The organism is Cellulomonas carbonis, from assembly GCF_014636275.1.
Classification (GTDB): Bacteria; Actinomycetota; Actinomycetes; order Actinomycetales; family Cellulomonadaceae; genus Actinotalea; species Actinotalea carbonis.
Map to the genome: position 1 here is coordinate 882,522 of NZ_BMEB01000001.1, position 11,581 is coordinate 894,102.

9 protein-coding genes are annotated in these 11,581 nt (G+C 73.8%); 2 read left to right on the plus strand and 7 right to left on the minus strand.

Annotated elements, in window-relative coordinates; all coding sequences use genetic code 11:
* The first annotated feature begins 195 nt into the window (after positions 1-195).
* Both gabT and IEV86_RS04060 read left to right on the plus strand, forming a co-directional pair.
* Positions 196-1,623 carry a 4-aminobutyrate--2-oxoglutarate transaminase gene (gene gabT / locus IEV86_RS04055; RefSeq protein ID WP_052426077.1) on the plus strand — a complete coding sequence of 476 codons (1,428 nt, stop codon included), beginning with the start codon at positions 196-198 and terminating at the stop codon, positions 1,621-1,623.
* Positions 1,620-3,086, plus strand: a complete 1,467-nt coding sequence (locus IEV86_RS04060) for a transaminase (RefSeq protein WP_081978636.1) — start codon at positions 1,620-1,622, stop codon at positions 3,084-3,086. The genes gabT and IEV86_RS04060 overlap by 4 nt, the downstream gene beginning before the upstream one ends.
* A 37-nt stretch (positions 3,087-3,123) precedes the next feature.
* Here the strand turns inward: IEV86_RS04060 and IEV86_RS04065 are convergent, their stop codons facing one another.
* The 7 genes from IEV86_RS04065 to IEV86_RS04095 all read right to left on the minus strand — a co-directional run bounded on the left by IEV86_RS04065 (position 3,124) and on the right by IEV86_RS04095 (position 11,512).
* On the minus strand, positions 3,124-4,263 hold the full coding sequence (locus IEV86_RS04065; protein ID WP_052426078.1) for a GGDEF domain-containing protein: 1,140 nt from the start codon (positions 4,261-4,263) through the stop codon (positions 3,124-3,126).
* On the minus strand, positions 4,260-5,561 hold the full coding sequence (locus tag IEV86_RS04070) for a saccharopine dehydrogenase family protein (RefSeq protein ID WP_043605002.1): 1,302 nt from the start codon (positions 5,559-5,561) through the stop codon (positions 4,260-4,262). Before IEV86_RS04070 ends, IEV86_RS04065 begins: the two co-directional genes overlap by 4 nt.
* 60 nt (positions 5,562-5,621) lie before the next feature.
* Positions 5,622-6,500 carry an ABC transporter permease gene (locus IEV86_RS04075; protein ID WP_438501596.1) on the minus strand — a complete coding sequence of 293 codons (879 nt, stop codon included), beginning with the start codon at positions 6,498-6,500 and terminating at the stop codon, positions 5,622-5,624.
* Positions 6,497-7,417: an ABC transporter permease gene (locus tag IEV86_RS04080; RefSeq protein WP_043605005.1), complete on the minus strand. Its 921-nt coding sequence runs from the start codon at positions 7,415-7,417 to the stop codon at positions 6,497-6,499. Before IEV86_RS04080 ends, IEV86_RS04075 begins: the two co-directional genes overlap by 4 nt.
* Positions 7,414-8,664: an ABC transporter ATP-binding protein gene (locus IEV86_RS04085; RefSeq protein ID WP_081978637.1), complete on the minus strand. Its 1,251-nt coding sequence runs from the start codon at positions 8,662-8,664 to the stop codon at positions 7,414-7,416. The genes IEV86_RS04080 and IEV86_RS04085 overlap by 4 nt, the downstream gene beginning before the upstream one ends.
* Complete coding sequence (locus IEV86_RS04090) at positions 8,664-9,890, minus strand: ABC transporter substrate-binding protein (RefSeq protein ID WP_052426079.1); 1,227 nt, start codon at positions 9,888-9,890, stop codon at positions 8,664-8,666. Before IEV86_RS04090 ends, IEV86_RS04085 begins: the two co-directional genes overlap by 1 nt.
* Positions 9,891-10,063: 173 nt before the next feature.
* Complete coding sequence (locus tag IEV86_RS04095; RefSeq protein ID WP_052426080.1) at positions 10,064-11,512, minus strand: gamma-aminobutyraldehyde dehydrogenase; 1,449 nt, start codon at positions 11,510-11,512, stop codon at positions 10,064-10,066.
* Positions 11,513-11,581: the final 69 nt, after the last annotated feature.

Sequence of the window (11,581 nt, forward strand, 5' to 3'; positions counted from 1 at the left end):
CGTGCTCCCATCATCCCCCGCTCGTGGCGTGGGCCGTGACCGCAGACCCCTGGCCGCCGGTCCGCCGGGCCGGGGCGTCGGGCCGCGTCGCGTGCGCGCTCGGCGTCGATGCGCCGACGGAAACCGTGGCCCGCGCCCCTGCCGCACGGGCGAACGCCGCACTAGCATCGCGCCATGACGCACGGATCCGTCGACATGATCGACGTCTCGTCCCGCCTCCCGCTGGTCCGGCCGGACCTCCCTCAGCGCAGGCTGCTGCGGACCGCCGTCCCCGGGCCGCGCTCGCAGGAGGTCGCGCGGAGGCGCGCGGCGGTCGTCGCCGCCGGCGTCGCGAGCACGCTGCCCGTGTACGTCGAGCGCGCGGGGGGCGGTGTGCTCGTGGACGTCGACGGCAACTCGTTCGTCGACCTCGGCTCGGGGATCGCGGTGACGAGCGTCGGCAACGCCGCACCGGCGGTCAGCGCCGCGGTCCAGGAGCAGGTCGAGCGCACGACCCACACGTGCTTCATGGTCGCCCCGTACGAGGAGTACGTGGCGGTGTGCGAGGCGCTCGCACGACTCACCCCGGGCGACCACGCCAAGCGCAGCGTGCTGCTCAACTCGGGCGCCGAGGCCGTGGAGAACGCGGTCAAGATCGCCCGTCGGGCCACCGGGCGCGACGCCGTCGTCGTGCTGGACCACGCGTACCACGGCCGGACGAACCTGACGATGGCGATGACCGCCAAGGCGATGCCCTACAAGACCGGCTTCGGGCCGTTCGCGGGCGAGGTCTACCGGGTCCCCGCGTCGTACCCCTTGCGCGAGCCCGTCCCGATCACGGGCGAGGAGGCCGCGCGGAGGGCGACGGCCGTCATCGAGAAGCAGGTGGGCGCGGACCAGGTCGCGTGCGTCGTCGTCGAGCCCGTCCAGGGCGAGGGCGGGTTCGTCGTCCCCGCGCCGGGCTTCCTGCCCGCCCTGGCCGCGTGGTGCCGCGAGCACGGTGTGCTGCTCGTGGCGGACGAGATCCAGACCGGCTTCGCCCGCACGGGCGCGATGTTCGCGTGCGACCACGAGGGCGTCGTCCCCGACCTCGTCACCACCGCCAAGGGCATCGCCGGCGGTCTCCCGCTCGCCGCCGTGACGGGCCGCGCCGAGATCATGGACGCGGTCCACCCGGGCGGCCTCGGCGGGACGTACGGCGGCAACCCCGCGGCGTGCGCCGCCGCGCTCGCCGCGATCGACCTCTACGAGCACGCCGACCTCGTCGGCGCCGCGCGCCGCATCGAGGCCCGCGTGGTGCCGCGTCTGCGGGCTGTCGCCGAGCGCGCCCCGCAGGTCGCCGAGGTGCGGGGCCGCGGCGCGATGCTCGCCCTCGAGCTCGTGCGCCCCGGCTCGCTCGAGCCGGACGCGGCCGAGGCCGCCCGCGTCGCACGCGAGTGCGCGCAGCACGGGGTCCTCGTGCTCACGTGCGGCACCTACGGCAACGTGCTGCGGCTCCTCCCGCCGCTGGTCATCGGCGACGAGCTGCTCGACGAGGCCCTCGACGTGCTCGAGGCGGTGCTCGAGGGACGCACGCCGCCCCCCGCCGCCCGCGCCGACGACGCTCCCGAGCGGGCGGTCGGTGCGTCCGGCCCACCGGCATGAGCACGGACCCCCCAGGGGTCGCCGGCGCAGGCGTGCGTCGCGCGGACCCGGGCGCAACCGGCGCCGGCACGGGCACGGCCACCGAGCCCGCTCGTACCGGCGTCCACGCCGCGCGCCTCGCGGCGGCGTACGCCGACGAGCTCGCACGCTTCGCCGCCGACCACCCGCGGTGCGCGGCACTCGCCGAGCGCGGTCGCGCGCACATGCCCTACGGCGTCCCCATGTCGTGGATGGCCAAGTGGCCGGGCGGGTTCCCGGTGCACGTCGCGGAGGCGTCCGGCGCCCACTTCGTGTGCGCGGACGGCCACGAGCACGTCGACCTCTGCCTCGGCGACACCGGTGCCATGTCGGGCCACTCCCCCGGGCCGACGGTGCGCGCCGTGGCCGCGCAGGCCGCACGCGGGATCACGACGATGCTGCCGACCGCGGACGCCGCGGTGGTCGCGGAGGAGCTCACGCGCCGCTTCGGCACCGCCGAGCGGCCCGTCGACCAGTGGCAGATGACGCTCACCGCGACCGACGCCAACCGGCACCTCGTCCGCTACGCGCGCCACGTGACGAGGCGGCAGCCCGTCGCGGTCATGGACTTCTGCTACCACGGCACGGTCGACGAGACGTTCGCGACGCTCGACCCCGACGGCCGCGTGGTGCCGCGCCGGGGCACCATCGGCGCGCCCGTCCCGCCGGCGACGACGACGGCCGTCGTCCCGTTCAACGACCTGGACGCGATCGAGCGGGAGCTCGCGACCGGCACGGTCGCCGCGGTGCTCCTCGAGCCCGCGATGACCAACATCGGCATCGTGCTGCCGGACCCGGGCTACCACGAGGCACTCCGCGACCTCACGCGCCGCCACGGGACGCTCCTCGTCGTGGACGAGACCCACACGCTGTGCGCCGGTCCCGGAGGGTGCACCGCGGCCTGGGGACTGGAACCGGACGCCGTCGTCGTCGGCAAGACGATCGGCGGGGGCGTCCCGTCCGCGGCGTTCGGCATGACGAGCCAGCTCACGGAGCGCGTCGTCGCGTCGGTCGGGCTCGAGGACGTCGACGTGGGCGGCGTCGGGGGGACGCTCGCGGGCAACGCGCTCTCGCTCGCGGCGACCCGCGCGACCCTCACCGAGGTCCTGACGGACGACGCGTTCGTCGCGATGGAGCGGCTCGCCGTCGCGTGGGCCGACGGCGTGCGCTCCGTCGTCGAGCGGCACGGCCTGCCGTGGCACGTGACCCGGCTCGGGTGCCGGGCCGAGTACGCCTTCGCTCCCCGGGCCCCGCGGCACGGTGCCGAGGCGGCGGCGTCCGACGACTTCGCGCTCCAGCAGTACCTGCACCTGCAGGCCCTCAACCGGCGCGTCCTGCTCACGCCGTTCCACAACATGGCGCTCATGAGCCCGGCGACGGTCGACGCCGACGTCGACGCGCACACCCGGGCGTTCGCCGAGGCGGCCGCCGCGCTCGTCGGCTGAGCGCCGGTCAGCCGGCGATCCGTTGGTCGAGCGCCGGTCAGCCGGCGACCTCGACGCGGTCCCGACCCCCGCTCTTCGCGCGGTACATGAGCACGTCGACGCGCGTCAGCACGCTCTCGGGCGACTCGCCGGGCTCGACCATGACGACGCCGAAGCTCGCGGTGGCGCGGACGCCCGTCGCGACGGACACCTCGTGCGGGAGCGTCTGGCGCAGGCGCTCGGCGAGCTGCACCGCGCGGTCGCGGTCCGTCCCGGGAGCCACGACGACGAACTCCTCGCCGCCCAGCCGCCCCACGACGTCCTCGCGCCGGACGACCGTGCCCGCCGCCGCGGCGACCGCGCGCAGGACCTCGTCCCCGACCGCGTGGCCGTGCTCGTCGTTGACGGCCTTGAACCGGTCGAGGTCGAAGTACAGGACCGCGACCGGCTCGTCCGCCGTGACCTGGCCCGCGCGGAACGCGAGCTCCTCGACGACGCGCCGCCGGTTGCCGACGCCCGTGAGCTCGTCGAGGTAGGCGAGGTCGTGCAGCTCCAGGGCGCGTGCGCTCGCCCGCGCCGCGGACGCCTCGGCGCGCGCGAGGCGCTCCTTGGCCCCCGAGAGCACGTAGAGCATGAAGACGACGACGGCGAGGTACATGCAGAACCGCGACGCGTCGACGACGTACGCCCGACCGCCCTCGACGCCGGCCAGCGCGACGAGGGTCGTGGCGAGCGTCGCGGCGACGAGGATCACGCCGTGCAGGAGCGCCGCCGTCGTCGACTGGAACAGGTAGCCGACGACGACGAACACGACGAGGCCCATGAAGGACAGCGGGAACAGCGCGGCCCAGCCCTGCACGACGTCGTCGGCCGTGCGGAGGCGGACGACCACGGACGCGAGCCACAGCACCTCGAACGTGCCGAGGACGACGCGCGAGACCAGCACCGCGCGCGCGGGACGGTGGACCAGCACCCACGCGTAGCCGAGCAGCATGACCACCACGGGCGGGTACCCGAGGCGCACGAGCGGGTCCGTGTCACCGCGCAGCGCGAGCACGACGAGCATGACGGGTGCGCCACCCGCGATCCCCAGGGCGACCACGCGGCGCGCGAGGTCGTCGAGCGGCTCGCCCGCGACGACGACCCGCAGCCGGCGCAGGAGGCCGTCGCGCCTGCCGTCGCCTCCGCGCGCGCTCATCGCGGTTCCCGTTCCTGCAGGCCCCACGGGCTGTCGTACCCCGCCGGGTCGGCGAGCAGCTCGAGGAAGGGCACCGCGTCGAACGTCTCCGGTCCGCGCACGCCCGCACCCGACCAGGTGCCACGGGCGAGCAGCTCCAGCGCCACGACCGGGTTGACCGCGGTCTGCCACACGACGCACTGCGCGCCGTACTCGCGCATGGACCACGCGTTGTCGACGACGTGGTGGAGGTACACCTCGCGCGGCCGGCCGTCGGTCCCGGTCCCGGTGACCAGGAGCCCGGCGCACGTCGCGCCGTGCATCCGCTCACCGAGCGTCGCCGGATCCGGCAGGCACCCCGCGACGACGTCGCGCGGGCTCACCCGGACCGCGCCGCCGCCGTCCGCCGACCGGACCGTCACCGGTTCCGTCCGGTCCAGCCCGAGGCGGTGCAGCGTCCGCAGCACGTCGATGAACTCGGCGCCGAGCCCGTACTTGAACGTCACGCGGCGCGCCTGCACGGCGCGCGGCATGAGCAGCACCTCCTCGTGCTCGACGTGGACGCACTCGACCGGCCCGATGCCCCCGGGGAAGTCGAAGACCTCGGGCTCGTGGAACGGCGGCACGGTGTACCAGCCGGCCTCGAGCGAGCCCCCCTCCTCGGCGCGCGCCGCGTCCCACACGACGGGCGGGTTGAGGCACTCCTCGATGGTCGTCCAGATCGAGAACGACGGCGCGAAGACGGGCTCGCCGTCCTCGCCGAGCACCACGAGGTTCGAGCCGTCGCGCGTGCCCAGCTCGTCGACGTCGCGGAAGAGGTGGTCGGCCGCGTACCGCGCGAAGACGTCGGACAGCCCGGGCTCGACACCCATGCCGACGAGCGCGAGACGCCCTGCGTCCGACCACCGCTGCGCCTCGGCGAACTGGTCGTCCCCGAGCTTGACGCCCGTGCGCTCGTACGGCGCCGTCGGGTGCGGACGAGACAGCGACATGGCCATGTCGAGGTAGTCGGCGCCAGAGTCGAACGCCCCGTGGAAGACGGGCATGACGAACCGCGGGTCGACCGCGTTGAGGACGTGCGTCGCCCCGTGCTCGCGCGCGAGCGCCGCGACGGCCGACGCGTCCGACGCGTCGACGTGCGCCGCCACGAAGCGCTCGGGCGAGCGCGTCGCGGGGTGCTCGCGCACGGCGGCGACGGTGCGCTCGGCCCGGGACCGGTCGTGGTCCGCGAGGACCATCCGGTCGAAGAAGTCGCGGCGGGCCGCGACCCGCGCGACGGCGTCACCGACGCCACCGCTTCCGACGACGAGGATGCGCACGTGAGCTCCTGGTTCCGATGGGGGCGCGCACACTGTGGCACGACGCGGCGCGCCCGGGGGTCAGCGTCTGCGGCGTCGGGCGACCGAGAGCACCTGGGCGCCCACGACGAGGAGGAGCGCGGCGAGGAACATCGCCGAGCCGATGACGTTCGCCTGCGCGGGGATGCCGCGCGTCGCGGAGACGTACACGAACTTGGGGAACGTCGTGAACGACCCCGAGTTGAAGTTGGTGATGATGAAGTCGTCGAAGCTGAGCGAGAACGCCAGCAGGGCGGCCGCCGCGATCCCGGGCAGCAGGAGCGGGAACGTCACGCGCCAGAACGCCTGCACCGGCGACGCGTACAGGTCCGCGGCAGCCTCCTCGAGGCGCGGGTCGAGGCTCGCGACGCGCGCCTTGACCGTCACCACCACGAAGCTGATGCAGAACATGACGTGCGCGAGGACGACCGTCGTGAACCCCGGGTTCACCCGGATGCTGAGGAACTGCGCGAGCAGCGCGGCGCCGAGGACGACCTCGGGGGTCGACATCGGCAGGAAGATGAGCAGGTTCGCCAGCGTCCGTCCCCGGAACCGGTACCGGACCAGCGCGAGCGCGACGAGCGTGCCGAGCGCCGTGGACGCGATCGTCGCGATCGCCCCGACCTGGAGCGAGTTGACGAGCGCCTCGCACACCTGGGGCGCACCGCACGGGTTCTGCCAGTTCTCGAGCGTGAAGCCGCGCCACACGAGGTTCGTGCGCCCGGGCTCGTTGAACGAGAAGGCGACCGTGTACGCGATCGGGACCATGAGGTACACGAACGCGAGCGCGGCGAAGACCGGGACGACCGCGTCGCCCAGGCGCCACGAGCGGCGCGCGGCGGCGGCGGGGGGCCGTGCGTCGTCGGGGTCGGGGCGGGCCGTGGCGCCCACCGTCACGGCGGCGCCCGTCGTGCCGCTCACAGCAGCTCCTCCGTGCCCGCGCGCCGGATGTACGCGGCGACGAGCGCGAGGATCGCGACCATGAGCACGAACGACAGCGCCGCTGCCGTCGGGTAGTCGCTCACCTTGAAGAAGCGGGAGTCGATGACCTGCCCGATCATCGTCGTCGTGCTGTTGCCGAGGAGCACCGCGTTGACGAAGTCGCCCGACGCGGGGATGAAGGTCAGGAGCGTCCCGGACACCACGCCCGGCATCGACAGCGGCAGCGTGACGCGGCGGAACGTCGTCGGGCCGCTCGCGTACAGGTCGGCGCCCGCCTCGACGAGCCGCGGGTCGAGCCGTTCGAGGTTGGCGTAGATGGGCAGCGTCATGAACGGCAGGAAGTTGTAGGTCAGGCCGCACACGACGGCGAACCCCGTCGCGGTGAGGCGGCCGTCCGGCGGGAGCACCGAGAGCGCCCGCAGGCCCGCGACGACGAACCCCTCGTCGGCGAGGATCTGCTTCCACGCCACGGTCCGCAGGATGAAGCTCGTGAAGAACGGCGCGACGACGAGGACGAGCAGCATCGCCTGGAGGAAGGGGCGCCCGCGCGCGCGGACCGCGATGACGTACGCGATCGGGTATCCGATCGCGAGCGCCGCGACCGTCGCGATCGCCGCGTACGCGAACGACCGGACGAGCTGGGGCCAGTACGTCTCGAGCGCCCGGACGTAGTTGGCCCACTCGAACGCCGGCTGGAAGGAGCCGACCTCGCCACCGGGCACCGGCACGTACAGGGACGTCACGAGCAGCGCGAACACCGGGACGACGAAGAACAGGCCGAGGTACGCGAGCCCGGGGGCGAGCAGGAGGTACGCGCCGCCGCGCGCGCGACGGCGCGGCGCCGCCGCGGGGGCGCCCTGGCCGGGGCCGTGCCCGATCGCGGTGACGATGCTCACGCGTCGTCCTCGACCTGCGCGCCCGACCTGGCGTCCTCGTGCCCGTCGAGCCCGAACGTGTGGCGGACGGCCCAGCCGAGCATGACCTCGTCGCCCTCGCGTATGGGCCGTCCGCCGAAGACGTTCTGCGCGAACACGCCCAGCGTGCCGAGGCCGGGGACCTCGACGTCGTACTGCGTGCTCACACCGGTGAACGCGACGTCGGTCACGCGGCCCGGCCCGACGACGTTGGAGTCGTCGGGGACGCCCTCGTCCGCGAAGAAGATGTGCACCTTCTCGGGCCGCACGCCGACGAGGACCGGCCCCGACGTCGTGACGGCACGGTCCCGCGGGAGCCACAGCCGGCGGCCCGCGACGTCGACGCCGAGCGCGTCGCCCGACTCCTCGGCGACCGAGCCCGCGAGCAGGTTGGACCGGCCCAGGAAGTTCGCGACGAAGGCCGTGCGCGGCAGCTCGTACAGCTCCTCGGGCGGGCCCTGCTGCTCGATCCGCCCCGCGTTCATGACGGCGACCGTGTCGGCCATCGTCATGGCCTCCTCCTGGTCGTGCGTCACGTGCACGAACGTCTGCCCGACCTCGTTCTGGATGCGCTTGAGCTCGGACTGCATCTGCCGCCGCAGCTTGAGGTCGAGCGCACCGAGCGGCTCGTCGAGCAGGAGCACCGCGGGGTTGTTCACGACCGCGCGCGCGAGCGCGACGCGCTGCTGCTGGCCGCCGGACAGCTGGGAGGGGCGCCGGTCGGCCATGTGCGCCATCTCGACGAGCTCGAGCGCGGCGCGCGCGCGGGGCACCGCGTCAGGCGCCTTGGTGCGCCGCAGGCCGAAGGCGACGTTCTCCAGGACGTCCAGGTGCGGGAACAGCGCGTAGGACTGGAAGACGGTGTTGACGGGTCGCTGGTGCGCCCGGGTCGCCGTGATGTCGGAGCCGCCGAGGAGGATGCGACCGGACGTGGCTCGCTCGAGGCCCGCGACCATGCGCAACGTCGTCGTCTTGCCGCAGCCCGACGGGCCCAGGAGCGCGAAGAACGAGCCGGCCGGGACCGACAGGGACAGGTCGTCGACCGCGACGAAGTCGCCGAAGGTCTTGGTCACGCGCTCGAGGACGAGGTCGCCGCCGCTCGCGGCGGCCCGGCCGGGCTGTCCCGACCGACGCGACCGGGAGTGCTCCGCGGGCGAGGCCGGGGCCACCCGGTCCTCGCGCGCGACGGCCTCCGGACCGGTACCCGTGCTCGCGCCGTGCGCGGCCATCAGTTGCCGATCACCGACTGGAACTCGGCGTTGTACCGGTTCTCCTCGTCGGGGGTCAGCGCACGGAAGACGTACGACCTCGCGAGCACCTCGTCGTCGGGGAAGATCAGCGGGTTCTCGGCGAGCTCCGGGTCGATCGCCTCCATCTCCTCGCGCGCGCCCTCGACGGGGCAGATGTAGTTGACGTACGCCGCGACCTCGGCCGCGACCGCCGGGTCGTAGTAGTAGTCCATGAGGGTCTCGGCGTTCTTCTTGCGCCGGCTCCCGATCGGCACCATGAGGTTGTCGCTCCACAGCGTGCCGCCGGCCTCGGGGAGGACGAACTCCCAGTTGTCGCCGTTCTCGAAGTTGAGGACCGTGATGTCCCCCGACCAGCCGATGACCGCGAGCGCGTCCCCCGACACGAGGTCCTCGGCGTAGGAGTTGCCGCGGACCTGGCGGATCTGGCCGGAGGTGATCTGCTGGTCGAGCACCTCCAGTGCCGCGAAGAACTCGTCGTCGCCCCACTCGTCCGACGCGATGTCGACTCCCTGGTCGAGCATGATCAGCCCGACGGTGTCCCGCATCTCCGAGAGCACCTCCACACGCCCGCGCAGGTCCGGGTTCCACAGGTCCGACACGGTGCGCAGGCCCGCGGCGACCGCGGTCTTGTTCCACGCGAGCCCGCCGAAGCCCGACTGCCACGTGAGCGAGTGCTCGCGGCCGGGGTCGAACGACACGTCGCGCAGGCCGGGCAGGAGGTTCTCCCAGTTGGGGATGTTCGCCTTGTCGAGCTCCTGCGTGTAGCCCTGCCGGATCATCCGACCGGCCATCCAGTCCGTGAGCGTCACGATGTCCTGGCCGATGTCCTGGCCGTTCGCGAGCTGGCCCTGGACGCGTCCGTAGTACGAGTCGTTGTCGTCGATGTCCTCGACGTAGGTGACCTCGATGCCCGTCTGCTCGGTGAACGCCTCGAGCGTCGGGTACGTCCCGGACTCGTCGTCGTAGTCGAGGTAGAGCGTCCAGTTCGCCCAGGTGACGCGCTTGTCCTCGTCGGAGACGTCCTCGGCCGGCCCCGCCGTGCCGGGCGACGACGGCGTCCCGCTCGTGCCGCACGCGGCGAGGAGCGCCGACACGCTCGCGGCCCCGGCACCGGCCGCGAGGACGGACCGGCGCGACAGGCTGGCGCGCTGGGCGCGGACGAGCGCCCGCAGGAACGGGTCGGTGGGCTCGGGTGGCTTCGGCACGGTGGGCTCCTGTCGGTGGGGGTCGGCCAGGGCGGGATCCGGGTGGTGTGGATCTTGGCAGGGGCCCACCGCTGACACAAGGGATTCCGTCGCCCCGGAGCGCATCTGCAACGAAAAAGTCACACGAATGACGCTCCGGGGCGCGGACGGGCGGGCGCGCGCCGGGCGACGCGCTAGAACGCGCTCATCACGTGCTTGATGCGCGTGTAGTCCTCGAACCCGTACATGGACAGGTCCTTGCCGTAGCCCGAGTGCTTGAACCCGCCGTGGGGCATCTCCGACACGAACGGGATGTGCGTGTTGATCCACACGACGCCGAAGTCCAGGGCGCGGGACATGCGCAGCGCGGTGCCGTGGTCCGTGGTCCACACCGAGCTCGACAGCCCGTAGCGGACGCCGTTGGCGAGCCGGACCGCCTCCTCCTCGTCGCGGAACGTCTGGACCGTGATGACCGGGCCGAAGATCTCGTCCTGCACGGCCTCGTCGTCCTGGCGCAGCCCGTCGACGACGGTCGCCTCGTGGAACCAGCCCACGTCGCCCTGGCGCCGCCCGCCCGCGACGACGTCGGCGTGGTCGGGCAGCCTGTCGAGGAAGCCCATCACCCGCCCCAGCTGGCCTTCGTTGTTCACCGGGCCGAAGGCGACGTCCTCGTCCGGGCGGCCCGTGCGCGTCGCCCTCGCCTGCTCCGCGAGCGCGGCGACGAAGTCCGCGTGCACCGACTCGTGCACGAGCACGCGCGTCGCGGCCGTGCAGTCCTGGCCCGCGTTGTAGTAGCCGGCCCCGGCGATGCCCTCCGCGGCGACCGCGAGGTCCGCGTCGCCGAACACCACGACGGGCGCCTTGCCGCCCAGCTCGAGGTGCACGCGCTTGACGTCCCGCGCCGCCGAGCCCGCGACCTCCATCCCGGCCCGGACGGAACCGGTGATCGACACCATCGCGGGGACGGGGTGCTCGACGATCGCGCGCCCCGTGCCGCGGTCGCCGCACACGACGTTGAGGACGCCCGGCGGCAGGAACTCGCCCGCGACCTCCGCGAGCAGCAGCGTCGACGCGGGGGTCGTGTCGGAGGGCTTGAGGACGACCGTGTTGCCCGCCGCGAGCGCGGGGGCGACCTTCCAGATCGCCATCATGAGCGGGTAGTTCCAGGGCGTCACCTGCCCGACGACGCCGATCGGCTCACGTCGCACCCACGACGTGTGCCCCCGCATGTACTCCCCGGCGCTGAGCCCCTCGAGCACGCGCGCGGCCCCGGCGAAGAAGCGCAGCTCGTCCGCGCTCGGCGGGACCTCGTCGCTGCGGACCAGGGCGAGCGGCTTGCCGGTGTTGCGCGACTCGACCTGGACGAACTCCTCGGCGCGCGCCTCGATCGCGTCGGCGACCCGCAGCAGCGCGAGCTGCCGCTCCCCCGGCGTCGCGTCGCGCCAGCCGGGGAACGCGTCGGCCGCGGCGCGGAAGGCGGCGTCGACGTCCTCGGCCGTCGACAGCGGCGCCGTCGCGTAGCGCTCGCCCGTCGAGGGGTCGATCACGTCGGTCGTGCGTCCGTCGGCCGCGTCGGTGCGACGGCCGCCGACGACGTTCTGCAGCGCGACGACGTCCGTGGTGGTGGCAGAGCTCGTGGACACAGCACCTCCTGCGGGGTCGGGGCGGCCCGGTCGGCCACGCCCTCGTGACCCCCGCACGGTAGCGCAGCG

Excerpts from the sequence above, each read along its gene's own strand:
- IEV86_RS04060 (WP_081978636.1), top strand. The coding sequence starts at position 1,620 with ATGAGCACGGACCCCCCAGGGGTCGCCGGCGCAGGCGTGCGTCGCGCG.
- IEV86_RS04085 (WP_081978637.1), bottom strand. The coding sequence starts at position 8,664 with ATGGCCGCGCACGGCGCGAGCACGGGTACCGGTCCGGAGGCCGTCGCG.
- IEV86_RS04065 (WP_052426078.1), bottom strand. The coding sequence starts at position 4,263 with ATGAGCGCGCGCGGAGGCGACGGCAGGCGCGACGGCCTCCTGCGCCGG.
- gabT (WP_052426077.1), top strand. The coding sequence starts at position 196 with ATGATCGACGTCTCGTCCCGCCTCCCGCTGGTCCGGCCGGACCTCCCT.